The sequence below is a fragment of the Actinophytocola sp. genome, assembly GCF_049647105.1.
In the GTDB taxonomy this organism is placed as follows: Bacteria; Actinomycetota; Actinomycetes; order Mycobacteriales; family Pseudonocardiaceae; genus Actinophytocola.
Map to the genome: position 1 here is coordinate 22,046 of NZ_JBARWZ010000145.1, position 26,247 is coordinate 48,292.

Genomic DNA, 26,247 nt, shown 5'->3' on the forward strand with positions numbered 1-26,247 from the left:
GACGGCGTATCGATCCGCCGGGGGCGAAGTGGCCTCCTCGCCCCACGGCGTGTGAGGTGCGCCGAACCAGATGCTGGTGTCGGTCGCGACCACCGCACCGGGCGGTGGTTCACTCCCGGCGAGCCACCGAAAGCGACCACTCTCACCATCACCATCGCTGAACCACACCTTGGCCTGCTCGGTGCCTTGACACCGGTCGCGGCCATCATCCAGCACGCTGTGGCGAGTGCCGGACTTTCGGACGGCGGCGCGTCATTCGTTCGCACCAAACGACGTTCACACTGGCTCACCCTGCTGAACGAGACCCAACTCTCCGCCGAGGGCGGATCCGACCATCTAGTCCACACAGGACTCTTCGACAACGTGCGCACTCTCGAGTCCGCCACCGGAAAGATCACCTGGTTGCAGGCAACCGATCACCCAAGCCAGTTCGACTCAGCCCACGCGACACCGACGAGACCACCTCGCCAACCACCACATCTGGCGTGGACGATTCCAACCTGCGCACGTGAAAGTCACTAGTCTGTGTGAATGGGTGGAGTCTTCGTCAATTATCGGATCAAGGACGAGCCGTTGGGCGCGGCCTCGATCTATCGTGAGCTGACCGGACGTTTCGGCGTCGACCAGGTGTTTCGCGACACTGATTCGCTCCGCCCGGGTGATCACTATCCTGACGAGATTCGCCGCGCGTTGCGGGAGTCGGACATCGTGTTGGCGCTCGTCGGACCGGACTGGTTGACGTTGCGCGATTCCGACGGCACCCGCCTGATCGACCGGGAGCGCGACTGGGTGCGCACGGAGATCGAGGACGCGTTCGAGCACGATATTCCGGTCCTGCCCGTGCTTCTGCTCGACACGCCCCAACCAGACAAGAAGGACCTGCCCGCGAGCATCGGTCGACTCGCCGTCATCCAGAGCATGCGGATCGGATTCAGTGACTTCGACGAGAGTCTGGAGAAGCTGGCGCGCGAATTGACCCATCGCGTCCCGCATCTCGCTGTTCCGCAGTTGTTCGACACGGCGGCGACCCAGCCGGTCACCTGGCTGCCGAGCGGGTTGCTGCGTCCCGAGTACCGGCTGGTGCCGAGCGATGGCCGCGCCGTCGAGAGAGGTCGGTTGCGTGCCTGGGCCGAGAGTCCGGGATCCCTGTCAGCCCAGTTGCTGCTGTCGGCCCCGGGAGATGGCAAGACCAGGATGGCGCGAGATCTCGTCGAGGACATGAGAGCCGCCGGCTGGGTCGCCGGCCTGGTGCGGGACACGGTCCCACCGGCCGCGACGGCCGGCATGGCCAGGATCCGCAAGCCGCTGCTGCTGGTGGTCGACGACGCCGAACGCCGTGTCGACCAGGTCAAGGCCCTCAGCAGGGCACTGTTGGACCAGTCCGCGGCCCGGTCGATGCCGGTCCGGCTGCTGCTGACGAGTACCCACGCCGACTGGCTGCCCCTGCTGTGCACTGACGACGACAAGCCCGTGGCCGACCTGTACCGCCGGTGCGCCGAGCAACGGCTGGCGCCACTCCCGGCCCAGCTCCGCCCGGCCGAGTTCGTCCGCGCCGGCCAGGCCTTCGCGAGCGCGTTGCGGTTCCCGTCGTTCGCCGAGGAGGCGCCAGAGACGGTCGAGGGTTCGTCCTACGTGGAGATCCACGCCGCCGCGCTGGCCGTGTTGCTCGGCGGGGACGGGCGGGCCGCGGCGCTCGCCGAGCTGTACCGGCACGACCAGCGGTTCTGGTCGAGCGGTGGCCACGGCCTCGACCCGGCCAGGTTGTCGGTCGCGGTGGCGGCCGCCACGATCTTCGGCGCCGCGACCGAGCGTTCGGCGCGGGAACTGCTCGCCGCGCTGCCCGGGTTCACGGATCTGGACGAGGACGCGCTGGGTCGGTACGTCTCCTGGCTCAGCGAGACCTATCCCGGAGATGGCGCGCTCAACCCGATCTACCCGCGTCTGCTGGCGGGCGAACACGTGCTCGCCGTCCTCGACGAGCACCCCGACCTCGTCACCGCCGTCGCCGGTGTGCTGGGTGACCGCCAGGTCGAGCAGGCGCTCGTCACACTGACCCTGGCGTCGTCCCCGCGACACGACCTGACCGAGGTCCTCGCCGAGTTCCTGAAGCAGGACGCCGGGCGGTTCCTGCCGACGGCGGTGCGCCTCGTCGGTCAACTGGCGAACCCCCAGCCGCTCGTCGCCGCGATGAAGCTCGTGCTCGGCACGGACGTGCCGCCACACACACTGGTCGGCATGTTCGAGGGCCTGGGATCGGCGGGCCCGGGCGCGATGCCGCTCATGCACCAACTCAGCCAGGCGATGGTCGACAAGATCGCCCCGCCGTCCGAGCAGGACCCGGCCATGGCCAAGGTGACCGAGCCACTGCAGAACATGGTCCAGAACCTGATGGACGGCCTACTCGGGCCACTCACCGGCCAGGCGAACCCGAACGGGACACCCGGCCCGTTCAACCAGGACACTGTCGACATGCTCCGCACCCTGATGCAGTTGCGACGTAAGTATCCCGACTGACCGGGCGTCTCGACGCGTGTGGCGGCTCAGTGTCAGTGAGTGATCTCGATTCCGGACACGCACCAGGTGTCGCTGTTGTTGTCCATGTCCACGGTGAGAACGGCTTCGGGCTCCCCGCCTACCAACACCACGACCGTGGCCTGTGCGGTGTCGCCCGACTCCTGGATGTCATCGAGGGTCGCGGCGGCGTCCAGGCCCTTGAGCCGGGCGAGGTCCGACTTCATCCGCGATGCGTCGCCGCTGGAACACGCGTGCTCGTCGATGAGATCCGCGTCCTGGGTCTCGATCACCTCGACGGCCAGGTCGGCGAGGATTTCCGGTGAGGACGCGCCGCCGGGGTCGTCACCGTCGCCGGAGTCACCGCCGTTGGGTCCGGGGATCCCGTTGGGCGGACCGGACTCCTCGGACGTGTCGCTCCCGTCCGCCGTCGACGAGTCATCGTCACCGGTCAGAACGAGCACGAGAACGAGAGCCACGACGGCGACCATCACGATCCCGACGACGCCGACGATGAGCCCCGTGTTGTTCTTCCTTGGCGGCGGGTACTGGCCGAAGCCGCCAGGCACGGGTGGTGGATAGCCGTAGCCACCACCTGGAGGTGGTGGGGGCCCGTATCCCCCCTGCTGCTGTGGGTATGTCACTGATCGGCTCCTTCGGTGGCGGTCAGGCCACGACCTGCTCGCTGTGGGAGTCCGCGGCGACGATCCGGATGTGCTGCGGGGCGTACTTCCGGGCTTTCTGGACCATCTTCGCCATGTCGAACTTCGCTGCCTGCACGGCGACGTGGAACGGGGCAGGTATCGCGGGGTGCCGCGGTGGCACGTTGACACCGGCCGGCGGCACGGCACCTGGCCGTAGTCGCACACCGAGCAACGTGTGCCGGCCGTCGGGGGAGTGCGCAACGACGAACTGCGTGACGTCGTGCCACGGCAGCTGCACCTGACCGATCCGGACACCGGCCACGTCGAACTGGAACGCCGTCCGCTGGCCCTCGAACCAGGCGATGATGAACGGGATCACCGCCACGATGATCACACCGCCCTTCATGTCCAGCGCCCAGCCGGCGAGCGCGGCCACCGCGACGACGCCTGCGACCAGACCCCACAGGGTGGCCTGGGCCTTGGCGGAGAACGGGTGGGTGACGCGATAGCGCTCCCACCGAGCGCGGCGGCGCGTGGTGGGAGCAGCGCCCGGCTGCTGCATCGTCATGGGTGCCCTTTCATCGGAACTGCCAAGGTGACCCCAGAAACCTCCCAACCCGCGATGGGCCATGGCCAGGCCAGTCACCGGCCATATCTGGCCGGATGGCGAGTGAAGGGACTCCGGCCCCGCGAAGCGCGCTCGCCTCGCTACTCGCCGTCCAGGATCTGTCGCCCGAGGACATCAGGGCGATCAACATCCGGCGCTTCCGAGAACAGCAGCCAAGGGCGCCTCCCGAGGTTCTGCCGCCGCGCTCGCCACCTCAGCCCTCCGGCAAACCGGGGCGCCTACGAGCGCTGAGGTAACCAGCTCTGCTGCGAACACACAGAGGTTGCGTCTTGAGCGCATGAACCTGCACCGCGAAGCGGTCCCCCGGCCAGGTTCGGACAGCATCCGCACGAACTTGTACCCGTCGTGAGCTGCTAGTTTCCACCACGGTGGAGATCCCACGCCGCCGCAGAGGTCACAACGGGTAACGATATCGTGACCGCGTCCGACGACTCTCTCGGATTCGGGGTGCTGGGCGGATCGAGGTCGAGAAGGAACGGCTGTCAGTAGGTCATGGGACAGCGACATGCACTGATACAGGTCGGCCAGACCGTCTCTCGCAGTCCGCTCGAGGCAAGCAGCCGGTCCCGTGGCCTCCTGTACCTGGCGAGCGCTGTCTACGTGGCGGCGGCCCACCGGCTCGACCAGGTGGCCGTGCCGGAGAACGGGCAGCTCGCGGTCAACCCGGGGGCGCCCCTTCGGGCCTCCGGTGGCGCGGAATGTTGCTTATATGCAACACTGAAGCATGCATGCATGCGCGTTGCAGGCGTGCATGCAGCTGAAGATGGAGGTGAGCGCCATGACGACTGTTCCGCGGACGTACTGGGATGACCTGGCTGAGGATCTCAAGGACCCGGAGTTCCTGCGCTCTTACATCACCGAGAGCCTGCGGGTGGCCACCATCGACCGGCTCGTCCATGACCTCGATGAGGCAAGAACCGGCTTGGGGCTGTCCAAGGCTGAGCTGGCTCGCGCGATCAGCGCAGACCCGGGGGTGATTCGGCGCCTGCTCACGCTGGGGCAGCGCAACCCCACGATCGGCACTGTTGCCGAGGTCGCTGCCGCTCTGGGCCTGAAGATCGCCCTGGTGCCCATGACCGATGAGGAACGTGAGCAGGTGGCAGAGCCTCTCCGCTCAGGCACCGCGAAGGACCCTGGGGAGCTGGCGCGAAGGTTCGCCAGTTCCCGGGCCTCGTAGTCAGCTCACTGGAGCGATCGGGGGTTGCGCTTTCGGTGCTCGACGCCGAGGGCGCGTACCGCCTCGTAGTCCGCCGACGACAGTTCCGTGCGGTACGGCTTGTCTCGGCCGTCGATCACGACCAGCAGCGGCTTGTCCAGTCCCTGGGCTTCGTAGTCGAGGAGGCCGAACAGCCGGTAGTGGTGTCGCCTGGGACCGTCCTTGCGGACCTCGAACCATCCGGTCATGTCCCCGTGCATGGCCTCCCATGCTCCGCCGCCGGCGAACCGCTTGGGCGGAGCAGCGGCAACGGCGTTGAGGACCGCGACGAACTTGGCTCGTACGCCAGGTGGGCAGGCATCACGAAGGAAGATGCGGCCGGGCACGGTCTCGTCGGGGTCATCGTCGATATGACGCCGGAAGTAGACGATGTCGTGAGCGTCATCAGAGGACGGTCCAGTGCGGATTTGAGGTGGTGGACCTTTCCGAGCTGGCACCGTACCAACGTATAAAGGCGCGGGGGGGCGAAGCAGGCCGACACGCGCGCGACTTGGCGATATGTAGACGCAGACGACGTGATCCGGAAGTATCGATCCAAGGCCACGGACCGCTGGTGGCGGCGCTGCCGTAGCGAGGCGTGCCGCGATGGAAGTTGGACCACGTCGCCAACGTGACAGGCACAGCGCGCCGCTATCGGCGGCGCGCCTTGATCCCATAGAGCGAAATTCTGCAGGAACCGCCGCGAATGCAGGAGTGACGTGAACGGGCCCCCGATCTCGTCAATCGGTTCCACGGCGTCGGCGGCGTCCCGCGCGTCGGCCAGAGCCGTGCGTGTTGGTTCCGGCTGCTGTTCCCGTGCCAGATCGAGTGTGTGCGCGCTCGTAAGGAAGGTGCGTGCCGTCGGACGCGTACGTTGCTGCCCTTGCGTAGTCGGCCTGCCAGAACGCGGCCGTGTGCTGAGTCGCGCGGATCCAGGCGCGCAGCGTAGCTCGAAGAGGTGGAGCAGCGCATCCTGGCCGCACCCAACCCCGGCGAAGACATACTGCCGACAAACTGATGAGCAGACTCGTAGCCAGATCGGCAGGGAGGCGCAGCCGCCATGCCTGCGGCGCCCTGCCGTCCCGGTTCGCACAGCGATGTGGGCCAGCCTCATTGGCTCTGAGGGGCGACACTCGTGGGAGATTGCGGGCAACTCAGCGGTCTTTCCTGTCGCCCGACCGCACAAGGATGCCTGCCCGCGACTCCCCAGGGCAGGCGCTGCAGGCTGGAACCACGTCGCGTTCAGATGCCTTTGGCGAACAGGCCGTAGAGCCCGCCCAGGATCGTTCGTTGCCCGTGAAGCTCAGGCCGCCAGGATCCTGGGTCCATGAAGGCCACACGAGCTGGCTCGACGTTCCTGCGGAGAAGGTCATCATCGAAGCTCGCGTCGAATCAGCCGACGAGGACGAGACCAGGATGCGCCAGGCCGAGGAAGGAGACGCGGTCATGGCGGCCCTCCGCGAACTTGGTTACGCACCCCCGCGCCCCGAAGACTGGGTAGAGGGCGAATTCAGCGACGGAGACGATTCCACGACAAGCCGTATCGACAACGTCGATACGGCCGACGATGCCGATCATGAGGGCTGACCGAACGGCATCCGATGTGGCTTGGTCACCGCGCTGCCATCATCAGGCGATGGAGTACTTCACCCTCGACAGCGCGCAATCTGATGCTGATCCGATGAAGGTTGAGGTCGCGCTCCGTCGAGCCTGGAACGCCTGCGCCAGTGTGGCCTGCACCAAGTGCGGCGTTCCCGCCGGGCAGTACTGCCGGAACCAGACGAGAGGCACCTGGCGGGTCACCCGGTTCCACCGGCCTCGCCAGGACGCTGCCGGCGTTCTGACAGCAGGTCGTCGCGGCGCGGCGACACTGGGCTTCTCATGAATCAGGAGACAACCGTGAAACCGCTGAGCACCGACCAGTACACCCGGCTGAACCACAACTGTCCGATGACCGTCGACATGTATCCGGCAGACGATCTCGTCGAGGTCGTCCTCGGCGAGCACCGAACCGGCGGCGACACGCTGCGGCCCGTCATCGACCACCCGGACACGGTTCGCCAGCTCTCGGCGGCCCTGCTCGACGCGGGCACCGAACTCGTCGAGCACCTGCGCACGAAGGCGAACGCCGACGCTGTGATGTAGTTGTCAGTCTTCCTTGCCCGGCGACCACTCTTCGGCGAAGGTCTCCATCTGGGTCAGCACGAGCTTTATCGCCGCAAGCTCGGCGTCCGGCGGGTAGCCGTGCTTGGCAAGCAGGCGTTTAATCGTGGTGCGGAGTTTCGCGCGCACGTCGTCGCGGGAAACCCAGTCGGTGGTGATGTCCCGCCGAAGGGACCGGACGAGGTCACGCGCGATGTCGGCCAGCACGCCGACACCCATCTCGTGGACGGCGGACTCGTTCTGCGCGACCGCGTCGTAGAAGGCGAGCTCGTCGGGCGTCAGGTTCGGACTGAACTGCTCACCGCGCCGGCCGTCGGCGGAGACCTCCTTGGCCATCGCGACCATTTCGGCGATCACCTGTGCAGCGGTGAGGTTCTGGTTGGTGTACTTCCGCATCAGCTCGATGAGCCGGTCGGAGAAACTCTGCTGCCGGACGATGTTGTGCTTGGTGACCTTGCGCATTTCCTGCTCGGTCAGCCGCCGCAGGGCCTCGATAGCCAGGTGTGGGTTGCGTGCCGCCTGCATCCGCGCGATGAACGCGTCGTCGAGATGCGCCAGGTTCGGCCGGGGCATCCCCGCGGCTTCGTACAGGTCGGTTACCCCACCGGCCTCGATCGCGCCCGCCGTGAGCTGGCGCAGGTACAGCGCGACATCGGCGGGGATCGGCCTACCGCTGGCGGCGCGGTCCTCGGCGTCGAACTTCGCCATCCACACCCGCACCGCCTCGAAGAAGGCGATGCCGTCGCGGTACGGATTCATCTCGCCGGTGGACGAGCAGAGCGCGTAGAACCGCGCCAGCTTGGCCGACGCCTGCCGGAACCGTTCCGCCGCCGACAGTTCCTCGCCCTCGACGTGGTTGTCGGGGTTGTCGGGACTGCGCAGGTAGTCCACGGCCCCCAGCACGGTGTTGATGAACGCCTTCGGATGCCCGGAGGCCAACCCCGCGCGCCAGTCGTACCGGGCGAGAATGACGGTGGAGATGGTGTTGTACAGCTCGCGCACCTGGGCCATGGCGTCGTCCAGGTCCCGGCCGAGTGGTTTGGTCTCCTGGTCGGTGGCGCTGTATTCGGCGAGCGCGGCGTAGAGGTTCTCAGTGAGTGGCGCGTAGCCGACGAGCAGCCCGTCCTTCTTGTCCCGGAAGGTGCGGTTGACTCTGGCGAGCGCCTGCATCAGTGCCGCGCCACGCATGGGTTTGTCCACGTAGAGGGTGTGCAGGGGTGGCGCGTCGAACCCAGTCAGCCACATGGACTGCACGATCACCAGTTCCAGCGGATCGGCGATGTTCCGCATCCGCTCCTGGATGGCCTTGTTCGCCGACGGCCTGCGGATGTGCTTCTTGATCACCGCGTTCTTCTCGGTGGCGTCACCGGTGTAGACGACCTTGATGGTGTCTTCGGTCAGCCGGTCGTGGCCGATCTTGATGATCTCGTCGTACAGGCGGGCGCAGATCTCCCGCGTCGCGCAGACGATCATGCCCTTGCCGTTGCCGCCGATGAACTTGCGCATCTGGGTGGAGCGTTCGTCCCAGTGCGCGACGATGTCCGCGGCGAGCTTCTCGAGCCGTGCGGGGGCGCCGTAGAGCTCGTTCATCGCGGCCACGGCCTGCTGGATGCGGGTCTTCTCCGCGTCGTCGAGACCGGCGGTTGCTTCGTCGGCCCGTTCGTCGATGATCTCCGGATCGACGTCCTTCGGCAGGTCGACCTGGATGAGCCGGCTCTGGTAGAACACCGGCACGGTCGCGCCGTCAACGACCGCGCGGGTGAGATCGTAGATGTCGATGTAGTCGCCGAAGACCCTGCGGGTGTCCTTCACCCCGGAGATCGGGGTGCCGGTGAACGCGATCATCGTGGCGTTGGGCAGCGCGTCGCGCAGGTGCCGGGCGTAGCCGTCGAGGTCGTCGTAGTGGCTGCGGTGCGCCTCGTCGACGATGACAATGATGTTGTGCCGGTCCGACAGCAGCGGATGACTGCGGCCGGACTCCTTCTCTTCCTTGGAACGGCCGAACTTCTGCAACGTCGTGAACAGGACGCCGCCGATGGCGCGGTTGGCGAGCTCCGCGCGCAGTTGCTCACGCGAGTTCATCTGGACGGGTCTGCTCGGCAGCAGCCCACTGGTGTCGAACGTCTTGAACAGCTGGTCATCCAGGTCGGATCGGTCGGTGATGACCACGATGGTGGGGTTGCCTAGTGCTGGGTGCTTGAGCACCTGGTTGGCGTAGAGCTCCATCTCGATGGACTTACCCGACCCCTGCGTGTGCCAGACAACCCCGGCCAGACCATGCCCCCGGACAGCCTCGACTGTTTTACTGACAGCCTGGTCGACGGCGAAGTACTGGTGTGGCCGCGCGATCCGCTTTACCACACCGTGCTCGTCCTCGGCGAACGCGACGTAGTTGTTGAGCAGGTCGAGCATGCGCCACTGGTTGAACAGGCCGTACAGGAGCAGGTTCAGCGCCAACTCGGAGTCGTTGGTCGGCGGCTGTTTGACCGGCTGGCCCTCGTCGTCGACGTTCCACGGTAGGTACTGTTCGAACGGGCTGAATGCGGTGCCGTAGCGCGCGGTGATCCCGTCGGACACCACGCAGGCCATGTTGTAGCGGAACGCCAGCGGCAGCTCGTCCACGTAGGTCATGATCTGCGCGTGCGCGCCGGACAGGTCCGCGTGGGCGTCGCTGGCCTTCTTTAGCTCCAACAACGCTATGGGCAGTCCGTTGACGTAGAGGACCACGTCGAAGCGCCGCTTGTGCTCGCCGTCAACGACCGTGACCTGGTTGGCCACCAGCCAGTCGTTGTCGGCGGGATCGGCACCGATGATCCGGATGGTGGGATTCTGCTCTGCACCGAACGAGTCGGTGTAGACAACCTTGCGGATCCCCTTGGCCAGGTACTCGTGCACCTGCCGGTTCTCCGCCTTCGCGTCCCGCGAGGCAGCGGTGACGAGAATCGCGACCGCCTCGTCGACAGCGGACGCGGACAGCTCCGGGTTCAGGTGCGCGACCGCCTGCGTGAGCCGGCTCCGCAGCACGAGCTCCGGCCAGGATTCCCGTTCTCCCGATCCCGGCGCGATCTTCTTGCCTTCAACCAATTGCCAGCCAAGCTCGCCAAATGCTTCGAGGGCAAGCTCTTCCCATTCAGCCTCAGAGTAGTCGCCACTCATACGGCGTCCTCCACAAGTCTCTCTGCGTCCGTGACGCGCAGTTCGCCGGACAGGAGCCTGGGCAGCAGCGCGTCACGCATTTCCGCGAGCGTCAGGTTCTCGGTTTCTGCTGCAAGAGCACGCTGCCAAAGCGGACCCAGTTTCCGATCGAGATTTCCGATAGTGCTGAAATCAGGTGCCGATATCAGTTCGTCAAGGTGGCGTCTCTGAATATGCCCCATTGTTGTCGCCTTGTCGGCAGCGATACCCCTAAAAACATCGAGCTTCTGGTTTACTAGTTCATATATCAGCCAGGTGGGGAGATTGCTATTTGGGATAACCTTGAAAATATGCTGATTGATTATCGCTTCAGGTCTGAACCAGCGAGCCACTGTTAGTGATCCCGACCACGCAAATAGTACATCGCCAGCCTGGGCAAGATGCACATCGTCGACATTGAGTTCATTCCATATCGTGGATGCGCTGGGGCCAGAATTCAATTCGGCGATACGAACAACCATTCTGCCTGTGCCAGTCGCCCCTTTTGTAAAGGCGCGACCATTGACAAACCGCGCGATAGAAGAAAGCGGGACCTTTATCGGCGCACTCCGCAGCATTTCATCTTCTAGGGAGACTCTTCGAAGTTCATCGCAAATGGCAACAATGCGTTCATTTGTAGAAATTTTGTCGTCAAGCGCACTCAGTGTTTGAACAACTCTATCCTGCTCGGCCTTTGACGGAATGCAGACGTGAAACGCCTTCGCTTCAGGGTAGTAAACGGTCTGATGTGTTGTTCCGTGCGCGAACTGTCGAACGCTTTCTTGTTCGCACATAAATATATAATGCAGATACTTTGATGAAAGTCCCGGTTCGCACACCCAATTGATAAAATCTTGACTAGTAGCCATGGGAACTCCCATCGTTACTACGTAGCCAACGGATGCGGTCCTGGAAAGGCAAACGGTTGACTCGGGCAGCAATCTAGCGGAGGAGTTTGCTAGTCCAGATTCGGTAATGTGTTGATTTGTCGAAAATATTATTTTTCCATGGTTAGCTGTCGCGTCGCGAATCCCGATCCAAGGTATGTCTCCGCCCCAATAATCGGCAATTCGACGACTTGGGGTGTGACCACTCTCAAGGCGTGCAAGATCTGTCAATCTCACCCATGAGAACCCAATTGGAGGTTTGATCCCTGGGTTACCGACGCTCAGAGCGTAACGCCCTCTAATGACTCCTGTTGTTGCGGAGCGTCCACCGGTCATCGTTTCCAGCCTAGCCATTAATACGCTCCAGTTGCTCGCGAACGACAGCGTCCAGGCGGGCTGCTTCATCGAAATTGGCGTAGAGCTCCTTCGTTAGGCGCTCTATTTTCGCGACGGTTGGTTCCGCACCACTGTTGTCAATCTCGGCTACGCCAACGTATCGTCCCGGGGACAACACGTGGTTGTGAGTCCGAATTTCTTCGATCGTTGCTGAATGGCAGAAGCCGGGGATATCTTCATACTTCAAACCGGCGGCACGAGCGGATTTAGTGCCCCGCCAGGCGTGATAGGTGCCTGCGATCTTGGCCAGCTCCTCCGCGGTGAACTCGCGTTCGGTGCGGTTGACCAATACACCCATGTCGCGAGCATTGATGAACAGGGTCTCGCCGCGCCGCTCTACGAGCCGCTTTGCGCCCTGTGGTCCCTTGTTCGCGCTGAAGAACCACAGACACGCAGGGATCTGGGTCGTGCGGAACAGCTGCGGGGGCAACGCGATCAAACACGACACGAGATCGGCCTCAACCATAGCCGCTCGGATCTCACCTTCGCCGGATTGCTGCGAAGACATGGAGCCGTTGGCTAGCACCACACCTCCGTTGCCGGTCTCGCGCAGCTTGGAAACAATGTGTTGCAGCCAGGCGAAGTTCGCGTTCCCGGCTGGCGGCACTCCGTAACGCCAGCGGGCGTCGTCAGTGCGACGAGCCCAGTCGGACATGTTGAACGGCGGATTCGCGAGAATGAAGTCAGCCTTGATGTCCGGGTGCTTGTCCTCGCGGAACGTGTCGGCCCAGCGGGGACCGAGGTTGCCGCCGATGCCGTGAATAGCGAGGTTCATCTTCGCCAGCCGCCAGGTGCGTTCGTTGGCTTCCTGGCCGTACACGGACAGGTCCTCGCGCCGGCCCCGGTGTGCGACGACGAACTTCTCGGCCTGAACGAACATGCCGCCGGAACCGCAACACGGGTCATAGACGCGACCGGAGTACGGCTCCAGAACCTCGACGAGCAGCCTCACCACCGAGCTCGGCGTGTAGAACTCGCCTCCGCGCTTGCCCTCCGCGCGCGCGAACTTCTCCAGGAAGTACTCGTAGACCTCACCCAGTACGTCACGGGCGGGCCGGTCGCCGTGGCCGGTGAAGCGGGCGTCGCTGATCAGGGCGAGCAGTTCGCCGAGGCGGATCTGGTCGACGTTGTCGCGGTTGAAGATCTTCGGCAGGACACCGGTCAGTGGCTCGTTGGACTTCATGATCTCGTCCATGGCGTCGTCGATCTTCTCGCCGGGATTGTCGCCGACGTCGCGCACGAGGTTGTCCCACCGCGCGGACTCAGGCACCCAGAACACGCCGTGTCCGGTGTACTCGTCCTGGTCGCCGAGGAAACCGTCGACGCGCGATTCCGGAATGCCCTGTTCGACGAGTTCGGCCCGGATCTGCTCGCGGCGTTCGGTAAACGCGTCCGACACGTACTTGAGGAACACCAGCCCGAGGACGAAGTCCTTGTACTGCGCGGCGTCCATCGAGCCACGAAGTTTGTCGGCCGACTTCCACAGGATGTCGTGCAGCTCTCGCATCGTCTGCGGTTGTTCGGGCTTCTTCTTCCGGGGTGGCATTGCTCTCCTGTTCATCGTGGGAAGGTCAACGTAGCGTTCGTGATGCCGGTGGTGACGATCCGCCACGTCTCGTCGAGTAGTTCCAGTTCGGATCGTGCTTCCCGGCGTCGGGTAGCGATCCGTTTCAGCAGTGCGTCCAGCTGCTGGGCAGTCGGCTCGGTCAGCACGGGGAGCTCCCAGTCGACGAGCTTGCGCGGCGGACGTACGGCGCCGGCGGTGCGTGCCTGGATGGCCGTCTCCAGGAGCGCAGTGAGCACATGGGGTGGAAACCGGGACTGCCCGTCCGGGGTGGCACGCAGGCGGCGGACGGGGAACTGGATCACCGAGAACCCACGCTCGTCTAGGTGGACAGCCGGTTCGGGCGACAGGGTCACCAGGACGTCCCCCGGTTCGGTCAACGTCGTACGCGGATACTCGGTCGTAAGAACGGCACGGTCGATCAGCGGGGACTTGCCGGGTGCACGCAGGTCTGATGCGCCGAGGACACGGTGGTGCCCGTCCGGCGAGAGGTGCTCGACCGCGATCCGGCTGCCCTGCCCCAGCCGCAGCAGGCCATGGCGCGCCAGGGCGCCGATCGTTTCCCGCTGGCTGTAGGTCTGCTCGCCGATGACCAGGCCGCTCGCGAGCGGCGGGGGTGTCTGTCTCGGCCGGGCGAGGGCAGCTTCGAGTTCGGTGAGCCGTGCGATTGTCCGGGGCGTCACGACGGTGCGCTCACGAAGGCTTGGCAGTGGCTTCGGGCTGAGTGAACGCGGGTGTTCGACGAGGTCGCGCACCGCGACCTGGACGAAGTGCCGCCGGGAGTGCGCGGTCGGCTGGTACTCGTCCCGGTGCCAGGTGACCACGTCGGTGACGCACTCCCGCACCACCTCGTCGGACAGCTTCCGATCCGACACGTCGCCGAGCAGGACCCGACCTTGCGTGCGGGGGTTGGGGTTCGCCGTCAGCACCCACACAGCCGTGTCGTAGCCGGGCCTCGCCGGCACCATCCCGCCGGGAAGCCGCAGGATCGCCTCGACCATGCCGCTGGTCAGGAGTTTCGCGCGTAGCCGTTCTTCGGCGGAGTAAGGCGCAAGGCGCGCTGCCAACGCCTGCGCCGGGCCCAGCACGATGGCGGTCCGTCCCGAAGCCAGCCAGAGGGACAGGTCGTCGACCGTGTTGAGGGTGTCGCTGACCGACCGGGTCTCACCGGGCAGATAGGGCAGTGCCGCGACGATAACATCCGGGGCGGGGACGTCGTCGAGCGTGGCCTGCACGATGGCGTCCTCGGCCGGGAAGCCGTGCACGCGCAGACGCCGCCGGAGCAGTCGGGCGGTGGGTTCGTCCTGCTCGGCGGCGACGAACATGGGCGTGTGCGCTTCGCTTAGGAGCGATGCGGTCGCGAGGAGCAGGTCACCGCGGCCTGCCCAGGGGGCCGCGATGCGCACCGAGCCGGCCCTTTCGGAGTGTCGCGATGCGCCGGACAGTTCCGCCATCAGGCGTAGAAGTTCGGGCCGCAACCGGACAACCGGTGGACCGGCGATGCGGTCTGTGACGGTGAGCAGGCGCTCGAAGGCCGGCCGGGCCCCCCACGCGGCCTCGATGAGGTCGTCCACCGCATGCGCGAGCGCGACAGCACCGGCAGGGTCCGCCGCGATTTCCGAGCAAAGGAGGTGATCTTCGATGTCGACGGCGTCTGCCCGCGTGATCAGCTCGGCAGGCGTGGCATCCCGCAACGGCTCGCCGTCAAGGTGCTGCAGGCAGAGCAGCGCGCTCGCGGTGTCGAGCAGACGATGGGTGCCGGCCTGCTGTGCCACCGCGGCAAGGGCGTAGACCCGCAGGTCGGGCTCGATCTCCGCGCGCCCCGCGCGACCGGTCTCGACCAACCACGAGCACACGTCATGACCGTTGAACAGCGGGCGTGCTTCGGACATGGTCACCGGTGCGGGGAAGTCCGGGTGACGACGTCGCCAGGTCGTCACCACCGGGCGTCGCACGCCGGCCAGCTCCGCGATCTCGGGCAGGGACATCAGGAGCGGGTCTGGCGCGGGTACCGCGGTTGTCTCCACTGTTCGCTCCTGCGTGTCGTCGACTCCGAACGACGGTCACCCTAAAAGGTGACGCGGAACTTGTAACGTGCATGGCTGATAACCGCCCTTATCAACAGGAAGTCCGAGTTATCACCCATGTCGGCCTACTGTCGCCGCGACGACCTTGACGCGAGAGGAGACCAATCATGAACGACAAACCCCTGGCCGACCTGGTGCTCGACCAGGCCGACGCGGATTCCCGCTCTCTCCGGGGGAGGCCAAGGAGCTGATCCTTGCCGCACTTCTCGGTGAGGAGCCACTGCGCTCGGCTCTTGTGACCCCGTCGGGTGGGGCCGTCAGGCCGGCGAGTGAAGGTCCGGAGCACGCTCCGGAGTCGATCGAGGCGTATCTGAGCGGCATCACGGTCGCCGGTTTCCGCGGCGTCGGCGTCGAGTGACGTTGCCGCTGCACCCCGGACCGGGACTCACCATCGTGACCGGGCGCAACGGATCGGGAAAGTCCAGCTTCGCCGAAGGGCTGGAGCTGGCGCTCACCGGCGACAGGTACCGCTGGCGGAACAAGCCCGTTCTCTGGACGAATGGCTGGCGCAACCTGCACCAGTCCACGCCCTACTCGATCAGGATCGGACTCGCTGTCGACAAGGTCGGTGCGACGACCGTCGGCGTGGACTGGGCCGAGGAGGCTTCGCTGGCGCAGCGGTCGACCTGGCTTCAGCGGACCGGCGAGCGGCGGGAACGCGGATTGGCCGGTCTGGGCTGGGACTTGGCGATCGAGCTTTACCGGCCGATCCTGTCCTACGAGGAATGAGTGGGCTCCTCCAGGCGGGCCCCAGCCAGCTGTACGACGCCCTTGCCCGGATTCTCGGCCTGGAGCAGATCACCGACGCGACCCGAAGGCTTGGTATCACCCTGAAGGAGGCCGAGGAACCTGGTCGCGCGGCCAAAGAACGCGGCCAGCAGCTGAAGTCAGCGCTGACGGGTGTCGAGGATGACCGGGCACGGGCCACGCTTGCCGAGTTGGCCAAGCGCAAGCCGGACCTCGGCGTGTTCACCTCGTTGGCGACCGGGACCACGCGGGACCACGGGCCGCTTACTTGTCCATGTCGTCCGGGTCGATGACATCGCCCGAAGCGCTGCTGGTTAGTGCCTTCGGGTAGTCCTCGGTCTGGAGCAGGCCGTGCACGATGTCGATCTGGAAGCAGGCCAAGGCGGTGGCCTCGGTCTCGAGGTCCAGGTACTCCCCGAAGGTTTGGGACACGAAGTCGTAGTACGGCCGCCGCAGGACGCCTTGCCGTCGGCGCTGACGGGCGGCTTCGACCATGTCGGTCACAACGTTGGGCGGTGCGCCGTATAGCTCCAGTGCCGCTTTGACGCGCAGCGGTTGAGCGCTGCCGCCGGTCTCCATGCGGGAGACGATGGCCGCGCCGCACAGCAGTTCCTCGGCGGCGCGTTCCACGGAGTAGCCGGCCCGTTCGCGCCAGCGGCGCAAGGTGCGGCCAGGCGCCTGCTTTGAACTGGGCTAACCGTGCCGCTCAATGTCTGCGTACCTCCTGATCGCGGGGCACCAGTCTGCCGCGTGTGGTTGTCCGCGTCCGTGTTAGTCGCCCAGTTGGGCGACGTGCAGAATGGAAGGCTTTCATTTGGAGCTCGTAGAGGCCGCTCTGGGGCACGGTCCCGTCAACCGGTAGCCGCTCCCCGAATTTCGGGACGTATTCGGGACGAACGGTCGACGACGACCGGAAACACACAGGTACAACCGGACACATGCGGAAGGCCCCTGACAGTGTCAGCGCTGGTCTGGGGCCTTCTTTGCCTGGTCAGACGTGGTGCCCCCGGTGCGATTCGAACGCACACTGGACGGGTTTTGAATCCGTTGCCTCTGCCGGTTGGGCTACGGGGGCTTACGCGTGGGGAGACTCTACGGGATCGGCCTTCTCGCGGTCCTCAGGGTTCTCACCTGCCGGGGGGACGGGACGCGGCGTGGATGATCTCGGTGATCAGAGGGGTGCGGCGGGGGACGAACACCGTCTCGACAGCGGGCGTGCACGTAGGGTCACCAAAGACGGGCGTGGTTCTCGCAGGTGTGGTGCTTGTCATGCAATTGGCGGGGGTCTTGTTGCCACGGCGTTAACGTTGTGCTGATCACGGCCCGTATGCAGGCCTGGGAGGCAGTCCGCCGGTACGCTGAAGGCCCAGACCGATCGATTCAGGAGGACCCCGGTGACCGATCAGGCTGCCGAGGCCCAGTCCGTCCCGGCCGTGCAACGTAGCGTGCTCGTCGCGGAGGATGAGGCGCTCATTCGGCTCGACCTTGTGGAAATGCTCAAGGAAGAGGGCTACCACGTCGCTGGGGAGGCCTCGGACGGCGAACAGGCCGTCGCGTTGGCCAAGGAGCTGCGGCCCGACCTTGTGATCCTCGACGTCAAGATGCCACGGATGGACGGCATCGAGGCCGCGGCGCAGATCGCGGGGGAGCGGATCGCGCCTGTCGTGATCCTCACCGCGTTCTCGCAGCGGGACCTCGTCGAGCGGGCTCGTGAGGCGGGGGCGATGGCGTACCTGGTGAAGCCCTTCGCCAAGCACGACCTGGTGCCCGCCATCGAACTGGCCGTCAGCCGGTTCTCCGAGCTCCAGGCCCTCGAGACCGAGGTCGCGACACTCACGGACCGGATGGAGACGCGCAAGCTCATCGAGCGCGCCAAGGGCCTCCTCATGACCAAGCAGGGCCTCTCCGAACCGGAAGCCTTCCGCTGGATCCAGCGGACGGCCATGGATCGCCGCGCGACCATGAAAGCCGTCGCCGAGGCGGTGGTGGAGAACATCACCTGACGGTGAAGTTCAGCACCGCCGACACCGGTCGATCGTCGCCTGCCATGGCGTACTCGCGGACCTCCAGCACGTGTGCGTCGCGCGCCAGACCACCGACGGCGATCGACATCACGTGCCGGCCACCCAGCCCGGGGCCGTCGGCGCGGGTCGGCACGCCGGCGATCAGGTCGCCGTCCAGCCACACCTGAAAGCCCTGCACGCCACCGATCGTGCCGGTCTCCCACTGGCTGGTCGACGCGTCCAGGTTCACCTTCAGCACGACCTGACCCGTCGGCGGCAGCACCGCCGACGTGAGCGGCTCGCCCGCCGAGTTGCACAGCACCGCGTCGACAGACGGCAGCACGTCCGCGCCCTGCGGCCTGCCGGGTTCGATTGGCTGCTCCGGCGGCGTCCACCCCGCCACCGGCGTGATCTGCAGGTATGTCTCCACCAGCCGTACCTGCTGCGTCGCGCCGGGTGCGCGCAGTACGAACGGCGTGATCGAGGTCGCGCCCGCCGCGCCGAGCAGCGCGGGCGGCACGTCGGCGGCCACGGTGAGTGCCGCGCCGTCCTCGGCGGGCGGCACCGCCACGACCGGCCGCGCGGGCACCCGCAGCGCACCGAACTGCATGACGACCCCGTGCGGGTCCGTGCCCTCGGCGAGCAGCAGCGTCGCCACCAGCCGCGCGGAACTCGCCTGCTCCAGCGGGGTCCGCGCGATGCCAAGCTGCGGCGACTGCTCGGTCAGGTTCAGCACCCGCTGCGTGCCCGCGTTCACCGGCACCTCCACCGCGGCCGGTACCGCGGTGGCCGGTCCGGTGAACCCGGCGGCCGCCAGGTGCACCCGCGACCGCCGCCGCTCCGGTCCCCGGAACCCCAGCAGCACCGACGACGACTGCCACGACGGCACCACACCGGTCACCGACACCAGCAGCCCGTCCTGGTACACCCGCAGCCCGGTCGTCGTGAGCACCACTTCGAACAGGTGCGTCACGTTCGGCCCGCGCAGCGGCGCCGGGAACACCTCCAGCTCCGGCGACGCCACGGCGGGCACGTCGGGGGCGGCGCTCACGTGCACACCGCCGTCGTCGACGCCGACCCGGATCGTGCCGCCCGGCAGCGCGTTGTCCCTCGGCGGGAACCGGTTCGCCCGCTGCCGGTCCGCGCCGACACGGTCCACCGGCCCCGGAGCGAGTGTGATCGTCAGCTCCCCGCCGGTGCCCGCGGTGTCCGTCCACACCGCCACCCGGCCCAGCTCACCGGACGGGGTCGGCGCGGTGAGCTTCATTGGCTGCTTCGCCCGCAGCATCGCCAGGTCCGCGCCGCAGCCCAGCTGGATCGGCAGTCCCCGGCCCCGCTCGGCGACCACGTCGACGCAGCCGCGGTACCCGGACAGGTGCCACCGGTCGCCGAACTCCGCCGGGTCGGTGAACTCGTCGTACAGGCCGGTCAGCGGCGACTTCCGTGACTCGTCGGTCTCGCTGGGGGTCCCGGTGGTCCGCGCGGGCTCGGACCGCTGCCCGAACGCGTCGACCGTGCGCACCTCCACGACGTGCCGGCGGTCGTTCGTGAGCCCCTCGAGCCGCACGTCGGGGGTGGCGACGAGCCGGGTGCCGAAGTCGCGGTCGGTGCCGTTGCCGTTCTCCGGCCGCCAGCGGACCTCGTACCCCTCGGCACCGTCGGGCACGTTGCCGCCTGGCAGCGCGTCCGCCCACGACACCCGCAGCGCGTCCCGCTCCGGCTCGGCGACCACCCGCGCGGGAGGGGCGGGTGGCCGGCCCTGCGCGGGTAGCACCACGTTGTCCGCCGCGAACCGCTCCACCTTCACCGGCTCGCGCGGGCCATCACTGTCCGTGTCGCTACCGAGGGGGTCGCCCGTACTGCGCAGAGTGACCACGGCTCCGGCGATGAGCGCGATGGCGCCGAGCCAGACGAGCACCCGCCTCCTGGTTGGCACAAGAGCAGATTAGAAGCGGGCAGGTGGTCGCCAGGTAGTCCGTTGCGAAGTTGAGATCGTGTTACGGCACGTTGACCGGATGATCCTGGTTCGTCCGGTGAGCGGACACGGACGGTTGGTTTCGTTGCAGTCTGGTCACGAGCGGCCATGTGGCGTGACTAGGACTGCGCTCGGTTACTAGGTTCCGGCCAGCCCTCTGACATGGACGAGGGCAGGGTTCGGCATGCTATGCGGCAACACGCCGAACGGAAATGCGTAGAAGGGACACGTCACGTGCGAAACCACACGGTGAAAGCCGCGGCTGTCGTGGCAGCGGGCTTGCTGCTGCTGTCGGCTTGCGGCACGAACAAGGAGGAAGGCGACTCTGCTGGCGGTGGGAGCGACCAGTCCTGCGACGTCAGCAAGGGCGTGCTTACCCTCGGCGTGATCGCCCCCCTGAGCGGTGAGCTTTCAGCGCTGGGCAAGGGCATCGAGAACTCGGCGCAGCTCGCGGTCGACCAGGCCAACGAGAAGTGCACCGTCAAGGGCTACAAGCTGGCGCTCCAGGCGGAGGACGACCAGAAGACGCCGCAGCTCGGCGCGCAAGCCGCGACGAAGCTGTCGTCCACCCCGAACGTCATCGGCGTGGTGTCCACGCTGAACTCCTCGGTGTCGCAGAGCGTCCAGCCCATCCTGGACCAGGCAGGCATCCTGCAGATCTCGCCTGCGAACACCGCGGACTCGCTGACCAAGGGCGAGGACCCGAACAACCCGAAGCGGCCGTACCCCACGTACTTCCGCACGTGCACGGTCGACTCGCTGCAGGGCCCGTTCGCGGCGAACTACCTGATCAAGAAGTCCGGCAAGAAGAAGATCGCGATCATCACCGACGGTCTGACCTACGGTGAGGGCCTCGCGAGTTCGTTCGCCGGGCAGGCGGAGAAGAACAACGCCGAGATCGTCACTCGCCAGAAGATCGGTGAGAAGGACACGGACTTCTCCAGCGTCATCGCGGCGGTCAAGCCGTTCGCGCCGGACGCGATCTACTACGGCGGCCAGTACCCGCAGGCGGGCCCGCTGTCGAAGCAGTTCGCAGGTGCGGGCCTGAGCATTCCGGTCATGGGCGGCGACGGCATCTACGACGACCAGTTCATGGCGCTCGGCGGCAAGGATGGTGACCTGGCCACCTCGGTCGGCGCGCCGACCGAGGAGCTCGAGAGCGCCAAGGCGTTCGTCGAGGCCTACGACAAGGCCGGCTTCAAGGAGGGCTTCTCCGCTTACGGTGCGTTCTCCTACGACGCCGCCAACGTGATCATCGCCTCGGTCGCGAAGACGATCGGCGACGGTGAGTGGGCCGACACCATGCGTCCGGACGTGGTCAAGGCCGCGCAGGACCACAGCAGTGAAGGTGCGACCGGCGAGCTGGCGTTCGACGAGAACGGCGACAGCACCAACACGGTTCTGACCATCTACGAGGTCACCGGCGGCAAGTGGAAGTCCGTCGAGACCGGGAAGTTCGAGGGCTGACGAGGACCCTCGAAGACCTTCCGACCATGAGTGACGCGACGGCGGGGGTGGGCCGAGCCCACCCCCGCCGCCTGTGGAGGCAGATGTGACGACCCTTTTACAGCAGATAGCCAACGGGCTGGTGCTGGGCGCGACGATCGGTCTGATCGCGCTGGGCTACACGATGGTGTACGGCATCATCCAGCTGATCAACTTCGCGCACGGCGAGGTGTTCATGGTCGGCGCGTTCGGTGGTCTCGCCGTGTACCGGTGGGTGCTGCCAGAGAGCGTGCGCGGCGACTGGTACATCTCGTTGCCCGCGATGCTGCTCGGCGGTGTCGTGGTGGCCGTGGTGATCGCGGTGCTCATGGAGCGCTTCGCGTACCGGCCATTACGCAACGCACCAAGACTCGCGCCACTGATCACCGCGCTCGGTGTGTCGGTGGCGCTGCAGGAAGCCATTCGGTTGTGGTTCCCTGACGCGGACGCGGCGCAGCCGTTCCCCAGGGTGTTCATCGAGGCCCAGATCAAGATCGGGGACGTGGAGATCTCCGCGTCCGGTCTGCTGCTGATCGCCGTCTCGGTCGTGCTGTCGGTGCTCCTGCAGACCTACATCAGCCGGTCCAGGATGGGCCGCGCGATGCGGGCCACGTCCCAGGACCGGGACACCGCGCGCCTGATGGGGGTCAACCCGGACCGGGTCATCGTGCTCACGTTCGTGCTCGGTGCCGCACTCGCCGGCATCGCGGGCGTCCTCTACGGCTCCTTCATCACCAACGTGGACAACTCCATCGGCTTCCAGAACGGCATCTTCGCGTTCACAGCGGCGGTGCTCGGCGGCATCGGCAGCCTGCGCGGCGCCGTGATCGGCGCGTTCATCATCGGCCTGATCAAGACTCTCGGCGGCCAGTACCTGCCGGGCGGCACTCAGTACGACTACGTGTGGATCTTCGTGGTCCTCATCCTCGTGCTGGTGTTCCGGCCGCAGGGTCTGTTCGGCGAGGCGGAAAGGGTGCGCGCATGAGCCGCGACTCGGGAATGATCCCGGCCGCACTGGTGCGGCCGTTCACCGCGGCCGGCGGGCTCCTGCTGCTCGTCGCGGCGATGCTGCCGTGGGCGACGTTCCTGCTCAACGATGGGGCGTACCCGGACAAGTCGACGCTGCAGTTCTTCGACGCGCCGTTCGAGCTGACCGGGTTCCGCTGGCACATGCTGCTGTTCGGCATCGCGGCGCTGGTCGTCACGTTCGCCCCCGTGCCGGGCAAGGCGAGGGTGCTGCGCGCGCTCGGCTGGGGCGGGCTGGTGATCTCCGTGATCGGCGCGATCTTCATCGTGTCGGAGGGCGGCGGCATCGGCGCGATCACGGCGGCCGACGGCAACACGGCGTTCGGCACCATCGTCGGCATCATCGCCAGTGTCCTGCTGATCATCGGCGGCACGGCCACCGGCATCACCGACATCCCGGAGTGGTCGACGAAGATCTTCGGGCTGACCGGCTTCGGCGGCAGGCTGGCCGCGTACGCGGTGCTCGTGGTCGCGTTCGCCGGCGTGCTGTACCTGGTGTCGCTGACGTTGACCGCGGGTGGCATCGGCGGCGCGGCGTTCCCGTACGCGGGCCCGATCTTCCTGGCCTTCCTCGGGTTCGCGGGCGGGCTGCTCGGTGCGCTGCACGGCATGGGGCTGACTCGCCTGGTGTCCCGGCTGTCCGAACAGCACCGCGCGTTCAGCATCCTGGTGTTGCTGGTGTGCGCGTTCGCGCTGCCGTTCACCGAGGCTGGCAACGCGTACTGGATGCGCGTCGCGGCCACCATCGGTGTGTACGCGGTCACCGCGATCGGGCTGAACATCGTGGTCGGCCTGGCAGGCCTGCTCGACCTCGGCTATGTGGCGTTCCTCGGGATCGGCGCGTTCGTGGCGGCGAACCTGTCCGGCGCGGCGGCCTCCGGCCTCGGCTGGAACCTGCCCTTCCCGGTGGCGGCGCTGATCGCCGCGTGCGTGGCAGGCATCTTCGGTGCCATCGTCGGCTCGCCGACATTGCGCGTACGAGGCGACTACCTTGCCATCGTCACGCTGGCGTTCGGTGAGATCTTCTACCGGTCCGCACTGAACGACGTCGGTGGCCTCACCAACGGGTCGAACTCGATCCCCGGCATCCCACCGGTGGAGCTGTTCGGCACCCCGTTCAACAAGGCTGTCGAGTTCTTCGGCGTGGCGCTGCCGGCAGGCGTTCTGTACTACTTCATGATCGTGCTCGTGGTCGCCGGCATCATGGCGGTGTTCGCCAACCTCAAGAACAGCCGCATCGGCCGTGCCTGGATCGCGATCCGGGAGGACGAGGACGCCGCCCGTGCGATGGGCATCCGGACCGGCAAGGCCAAGATCCTCGCGTTCCTGGTCGGCGCCACGGTGGCGGGGCTCGCGGGCGCGATCTTCGCGCACAACCTGGGCACCGCGTCCGCAGAGAGCTTCCGGTTCCTGGAGTCGGTGACGCTGCTCGCGGCGGTCATCCTCGGTGGCATGGGCACCATCCCCGGTGCCGTGCTCGGCGCGTCGCTGCTGTTCGTGCTGCCGGAGAAGCTGCGTGAGTTCGACGACTACCGGTTGCTGGTCTTCGGGCTGGCGCTGGTGTTCATCATGCGGTTCCGGCCGCAGGGCCTGGTGCCCGACCGGCACCGGAGGGCCGAGCTCGCCGGTGAGACGGCGGAGGGCAAGTCCATCGAGACCGAAGAGGAACAGGCGGTGCTCGAGCAGGAACGAGAACAGGTCGGTCCCTCGACGCCCAAGGAGGACCGGTCATGAGTGCGGCACAGCATCGCGCCACGGAGACGGTGCTCGCGGCAAGCGGCGTCACGATGGTCTTCGGTGGCCTGACGGCGCTGAACGACGTGTCCATCTCCCTGGAGGAGGGCCGCATCGTCGGGCTGATCGGCCCGAACGGTGCTGGCAAGACCACGCTGTTCAACTGCCTGACCGGGCTGTACACCCCGTCGCGGGGCCAGGTCCTTTTGCACGGCAAGCAGTTGCCGTCGGACCCGGCGAAGGTCACCTCGGCGGGGATCGCGCGGACGTTCCAGAACATCCGCCTGTTCCCCAACATGACCGTGCTGGAGAACGTCCTCGTCGGACGGCACATCCGGATGAAGCAGGGCCCGATCGCGTCGGTGTTCCACGGGCCCGGCTTCAAGCGCGGCGAGCAGGCGGCCCGCGAGAAGGCCAGGGAGCTGCTGGAGTTCGTCGGGCTGCGCGGCGCCGAGAGCGAGGCGGCGCGCAACCTGCCCTACGGTGACCAGCGGCGGCTCGAGATCGCCCGCGCGCTGGCCACCGAGCCGGACGTGCTGCTCCTCGACGAGCCGACCGCGGGCATGAACCCGCAGGAGACCGAGGCCGCACGGCAGCTGATCTTCCGGATCAGGGACATCGGGGTGTCGGTCGTGGTGATCGAGCACGACACGAAGTTCATCTTCTCCCTGTGCGACACGGTGTCCGTGCTCGTGCAGGGCGAGGTGCTGGTGGAGGGCTCACCGGAGACGGTGCGTGACGACCCGCGCGTGATCGAGGCGTACCTCGGCAAGCCGCGCGAGGAGGTCGAGGCGGAAGTCGCCGAGGCCGCCGCTCAGCAGCACAGGGAGGACTCGTGACCGCGCTTCTGGAAGTTGACGAGCTGAGCGTCGCCTACGGCGCCATCGAGGCCGTCCGCAACGTCTCGTTCGTCGTCGAGGAGGGGCAGATCGTCTGCCTCATCGGCGCGAACGGGGCAGGCAAGACCACCACGCTGCGGACGATCTCGGGGTTGCTGCGCCCGAGGGCGGGCGACATCCGGTTCGAGGGCAAGTCGATCATCAGGGAGCCCGCCCACACCATTCTCGGCTACGGCGTCGCGCACTCGCCGGAGGGCAGGCGGGTGTTCGCGCGGATGAGCGTGGAGGAGAACCTCCTGCTCGGGGCGTACAGCCGCAAGGACGAGGCAGGCGTGCGCACCGACATGAACCGGGTGTACGAGCTGTTTCCCGTGCTCGGGGAGCGCAAGCAGCAGAAGGCGGGCCTGTTCTCCGGCGGTGAGCAGCAGATGCTGGCGATCGGCCGGGCGATGATGTCCAAGCCGCGCCTGCTGATGCTGGACGAGCCGTCGATGGGCCTGTCGCCGATCATGACGCAGCTCATCTTCGACACGATCAAGGAACTGCAGCAGCAGGGCACCACGATTCTGCTGGTCGAGCAGAACGCGCTGGCGGCGCTGGCGCTGTCGGACCGGGGTTACGTCGTCGACCTCGGCCAGACCACGCTCGAGGGGCCAGGCAAGGACCTGCTCGCCGACGAGCGGGTGCGGGCCGCGTACCTGGGTCAGTAGTTCTGTGAGACCGACGGCGCCCCGGGGTCACCCGGGGCGCCGTTCTCATGCGCCGGGTGCCGTGTCGCGGAGTACGCAGGTCAGGCGGGCGGTGCAGGTTCGCTTGCCGTCCTCGTCGGTGATCACGATCTCGAACGTGGACGTCGACCGGCCCGTGTGCACCGGGGTCGCGACTCCGGTGACGAGGCCCTGCCTGGCCGCGCGGTGGTGGGTGCAGGACAGCTCGAGGCCAAGCGCCACCCGGCCCTCCGGCGCGTTGAGCGCGGCCGCGACCGAGCCGATGGTCTCCGCGAGCGTCGCGTTCGCGCCGCCGTGCAGCAGCCCGTACGGCTGGAGGTTGCCTGCCACGGGCATGGTGGCGACGACCCGCTTGGGGTCCCACTCGGAGATCTCGATGCCCATCTTCGTCGGCAGGAACTGGTCGGCCAGGTCGTACCGGATGCCCGGCAGGTTCTCCGGGAAGGTGTTCACACGCACTC

The 26,247-nt window shown here is 66.7% G+C and carries 23 protein-coding genes and 1 tRNA gene; 13 read left to right on the forward strand and 11 right to left on the reverse strand.

The window, feature by feature from the left end; genetic code table 11:
• Positions 1–531 precede the first annotated feature (531 nt).
• Positions 532–2,514 (forward strand): toll/interleukin-1 receptor domain-containing protein, encoded by a 1,983-nt coding sequence (locus WBA97_RS17570; RefSeq protein ID WP_424231912.1) that lies wholly within the window; start codon positions 532–534, stop codon positions 2,512–2,514.
• Positions 2,515–2,546: 32 nt separating this feature from the next.
• Here WBA97_RS17570 and WBA97_RS17575 read toward each other — a convergent pair whose 3' ends face one another.
• Together WBA97_RS17575 and WBA97_RS17580 are read right to left on the reverse strand one after the other, a co-directional pair.
• Positions 2,547–3,155, reverse strand: coding sequence for a hypothetical protein (locus WBA97_RS17575; RefSeq protein ID WP_424231913.1), 609 nt, complete (start codon positions 3,153–3,155; stop codon positions 2,547–2,549).
• 22 nt (positions 3,156–3,177) lie between these two features.
• Positions 3,178–3,723 (reverse strand): hypothetical protein, encoded by a 546-nt coding sequence (locus WBA97_RS17580; RefSeq protein WP_424231914.1) that lies wholly within the window; start codon positions 3,721–3,723, stop codon positions 3,178–3,180.
• A gap of 811 nt (positions 3,724–4,534) precedes the next feature.
• Here WBA97_RS17580 and WBA97_RS17585 point away from each other — a divergent pair.
• A complete protein-coding gene (locus WBA97_RS17585) occupies positions 4,535–4,960 on the forward strand; it encodes a helix-turn-helix domain-containing protein (RefSeq protein WP_424231915.1) in 426 nt (141 codons plus the stop codon).
• A 5-nt stretch (positions 4,961–4,965) separates the two neighbouring features.
• Here WBA97_RS17585 and WBA97_RS17590 read toward each other — a convergent pair whose 3' ends face one another.
• The gene (locus WBA97_RS17590; protein ID WP_424231916.1) at positions 4,966–5,436 is read right to left on the reverse strand and encodes a hypothetical protein; all 471 of its coding nucleotides are present in this window, start codon (positions 5,434–5,436) and stop codon (positions 4,966–4,968) included.
• A 730-nt stretch (positions 5,437–6,166) separates the two neighbouring features.
• Between WBA97_RS17590 and WBA97_RS17595 the strand changes: the two genes are divergently transcribed.
• From WBA97_RS17595 to WBA97_RS17605, 3 genes are read left to right on the forward strand one after another with little or no spacing between them, the layout of a single operon-like run.
• Positions 6,167–6,565 (forward strand): hypothetical protein, encoded by a 399-nt coding sequence (locus WBA97_RS17595; protein ID WP_424231917.1) that lies wholly within the window; start codon positions 6,167–6,169, stop codon positions 6,563–6,565.
• A gap of 49 nt (positions 6,566–6,614) precedes the next feature.
• Positions 6,615–6,863: a zinc finger domain-containing protein gene (locus WBA97_RS17600; protein ID WP_424231918.1), complete on the forward strand. Its 249-nt coding sequence runs from the start codon at positions 6,615–6,617 to the stop codon at positions 6,861–6,863.
• A gap of 14 nt (positions 6,864–6,877) precedes the next feature.
• Entirely contained in the window at positions 6,878–7,123 is a 246-nt protein-coding gene (locus WBA97_RS17605) for a hypothetical protein (RefSeq protein ID WP_424231919.1), read from the forward strand.
• Between the two features lie 3 nt (positions 7,124–7,126).
• Here the strand turns inward: WBA97_RS17605 and WBA97_RS17610 are convergent, their stop codons facing one another.
• Genes WBA97_RS17610 through WBA97_RS17625 form a run of 4 tightly spaced genes read right to left on the reverse strand, consistent with a single transcriptional unit; the run spans position 7,127 to position 15,189 of the window.
• A complete protein-coding gene (locus WBA97_RS17610) occupies positions 7,127–10,297 on the reverse strand; it encodes a type I restriction endonuclease subunit R (protein ID WP_424231920.1) in 3,171 nt (1,056 codons plus the stop codon).
• A complete protein-coding gene (locus WBA97_RS17615) occupies positions 10,294–11,607 on the reverse strand; it encodes a restriction endonuclease subunit S (RefSeq protein ID WP_424231921.1) in 1,314 nt (437 codons plus the stop codon). Before WBA97_RS17615 ends, WBA97_RS17610 begins: the two co-directional genes overlap by 4 nt.
• Positions 11,549–13,144, reverse strand: coding sequence for a type I restriction-modification system subunit M (locus tag WBA97_RS17620; RefSeq protein WP_424231922.1), 1,596 nt, complete (start codon positions 13,142–13,144; stop codon positions 11,549–11,551). The genes WBA97_RS17615 and WBA97_RS17620 overlap by 59 nt, the downstream gene beginning before the upstream one ends.
• 11 nt (positions 13,145–13,155) lie before the next feature.
• Positions 13,156–15,189: a hypothetical protein gene (locus WBA97_RS17625; RefSeq protein WP_424231923.1), complete on the reverse strand. Its 2,034-nt coding sequence runs from the start codon at positions 15,187–15,189 to the stop codon at positions 13,156–13,158.
• A 414-nt stretch (positions 15,190–15,603) separates the two neighbouring features.
• Here WBA97_RS17625 and WBA97_RS17630 point away from each other — a divergent pair, with 414 nt between their 5' ends.
• Together WBA97_RS17630 and WBA97_RS17635 are read left to right on the forward strand one after the other, a co-directional pair.
• The gene (locus WBA97_RS17630; RefSeq protein WP_424231924.1) at positions 15,604–15,978 is read left to right on the forward strand and encodes an ATP-binding protein; all 375 of its coding nucleotides are present in this window, start codon (positions 15,604–15,606) and stop codon (positions 15,976–15,978) included.
• Positions 15,975–16,289, forward strand: coding sequence for a hypothetical protein (locus tag WBA97_RS17635; protein ID WP_424231925.1), 315 nt, complete (start codon positions 15,975–15,977; stop codon positions 16,287–16,289). The genes WBA97_RS17630 and WBA97_RS17635 overlap by 4 nt, the downstream gene beginning before the upstream one ends.
• Here the strand turns inward: WBA97_RS17635 and WBA97_RS17640 are convergent.
• The gene (locus tag WBA97_RS17640) at positions 16,261–16,659 is read right to left on the reverse strand and encodes a Scr1 family TA system antitoxin-like transcriptional regulator (protein ID WP_424231926.1); all 399 of its coding nucleotides are present in this window, start codon (positions 16,657–16,659) and stop codon (positions 16,261–16,263) included. The genes WBA97_RS17635 and WBA97_RS17640 overlap by 29 nt on opposite strands.
• 335 nt (positions 16,660–16,994) lie before the next feature.
• A tRNA-Leu gene (locus WBA97_RS17645) sits at positions 16,995–17,071 on the reverse strand.
• Positions 17,072–17,390: 319 nt separating this feature from the next.
• On the opposite strand from WBA97_RS17645, the gene WBA97_RS17650 reads away from it, so the two are divergent.
• Positions 17,391–17,999 (forward strand): ANTAR domain-containing response regulator, encoded by a 609-nt coding sequence (locus WBA97_RS17650; protein WP_424231927.1) that lies wholly within the window; start codon positions 17,391–17,393, stop codon positions 17,997–17,999.
• Here the strand turns inward: WBA97_RS17650 and WBA97_RS17655 are convergent.
• Positions 17,992–19,917, reverse strand: coding sequence for a hypothetical protein (locus tag WBA97_RS17655; RefSeq protein WP_424231928.1), 1,926 nt, complete (start codon positions 19,915–19,917; stop codon positions 17,992–17,994). The two genes, WBA97_RS17650 and WBA97_RS17655, sit on opposite strands and share 8 nt — an antisense overlap.
• 291 nt (positions 19,918–20,208) lie before the next feature.
• Between WBA97_RS17655 and WBA97_RS17660 the strand changes: the two genes are divergently transcribed.
• The 5 genes from WBA97_RS17660 to WBA97_RS17680 all read left to right on the forward strand — a co-directional run bounded on the left by WBA97_RS17660 (position 20,209) and on the right by WBA97_RS17680 (position 25,768).
• Positions 20,209–21,441 carry a branched-chain amino acid ABC transporter substrate-binding protein gene (locus WBA97_RS17660; RefSeq protein WP_424231929.1) on the forward strand — a complete coding sequence of 411 codons (1,233 nt, stop codon included), beginning with the start codon at positions 20,209–20,211 and terminating at the stop codon, positions 21,439–21,441.
• A gap of 85 nt (positions 21,442–21,526) precedes the next feature.
• Positions 21,527–22,444, forward strand: a complete 918-nt coding sequence (locus WBA97_RS17665) for a branched-chain amino acid ABC transporter permease (protein WP_424231930.1) — start codon at positions 21,527–21,529, stop codon at positions 22,442–22,444.
• Complete coding sequence (locus WBA97_RS17670) at positions 22,441–24,219, forward strand: branched-chain amino acid ABC transporter permease (RefSeq protein WP_424231931.1); 1,779 nt, start codon at positions 22,441–22,443, stop codon at positions 24,217–24,219. The genes WBA97_RS17665 and WBA97_RS17670 overlap by 4 nt, the downstream gene beginning before the upstream one ends.
• A complete protein-coding gene (locus WBA97_RS17675) occupies positions 24,216–25,058 on the forward strand; it encodes an ABC transporter ATP-binding protein (RefSeq protein WP_424231932.1) in 843 nt (280 codons plus the stop codon). Before WBA97_RS17670 ends, WBA97_RS17675 begins: the two co-directional genes overlap by 4 nt.
• Entirely contained in the window at positions 25,055–25,768 is a 714-nt protein-coding gene (locus WBA97_RS17680) for an ABC transporter ATP-binding protein (RefSeq protein WP_424231933.1), read from the forward strand. The genes WBA97_RS17675 and WBA97_RS17680 overlap by 4 nt, the downstream gene beginning before the upstream one ends.
• A 45-nt stretch (positions 25,769–25,813) precedes the next feature.
• Here WBA97_RS17680 and WBA97_RS17685 read toward each other — a convergent pair whose 3' ends face one another.
• The gene (locus tag WBA97_RS17685; RefSeq protein WP_424231934.1) at positions 25,814–26,239 is read right to left on the reverse strand and encodes a PaaI family thioesterase; all 426 of its coding nucleotides are present in this window, start codon (positions 26,237–26,239) and stop codon (positions 25,814–25,816) included.
• Positions 26,240–26,247: the final 8 nt, after the last annotated feature.

Bases quoted from the DNA above. Each gene is read 5' to 3' on its own strand.
- WBA97_RS17585 (WP_424231915.1), top strand. From the start codon at position 4,535: ATGCAGCTGAAGATGGAGGTGAGCGCCATGACGACTGTTCCGCGGACG.
- WBA97_RS17620 (WP_424231922.1), bottom strand. From the start codon at position 13,144: ATGCCACCCCGGAAGAAGAAGCCCGAACAACCGCAGACGATGCGAGAG.
- WBA97_RS17615 (WP_424231921.1), bottom strand. From the start codon at position 11,607: ATGAAGCAGCCCGCCTGGACGCTGTCGTTCGCGAGCAACTGGAGCGTA.
- WBA97_RS17610 (WP_424231920.1), bottom strand. From the start codon at position 10,297: ATGAGTGGCGACTACTCTGAGGCTGAATGGGAAGAGCTTGCCCTCGAA.
- WBA97_RS17675 (WP_424231932.1), top strand. From the start codon at position 24,216: ATGAGTGCGGCACAGCATCGCGCCACGGAGACGGTGCTCGCGGCAAGC.
- WBA97_RS17670 (WP_424231931.1), top strand. From the start codon at position 22,441: ATGAGCCGCGACTCGGGAATGATCCCGGCCGCACTGGTGCGGCCGTTC.
- WBA97_RS17580 (WP_424231914.1), bottom strand. From the start codon at position 3,723: ATGACGATGCAGCAGCCGGGCGCTGCTCCCACCACGCGCCGCCGCGCT.
- WBA97_RS17600 (WP_424231918.1), top strand. From the start codon at position 6,615: ATGGAGTACTTCACCCTCGACAGCGCGCAATCTGATGCTGATCCGATG.
- WBA97_RS17635 (WP_424231925.1), top strand. From the start codon at position 15,975: ATGAGTGGGCTCCTCCAGGCGGGCCCCAGCCAGCTGTACGACGCCCTT.
- WBA97_RS17595 (WP_424231917.1), top strand. From the start codon at position 6,167: ATGCCTGCCCGCGACTCCCCAGGGCAGGCGCTGCAGGCTGGAACCACG.
- WBA97_RS17570 (WP_424231912.1), top strand. From the start codon at position 532: ATGGGTGGAGTCTTCGTCAATTATCGGATCAAGGACGAGCCGTTGGGC.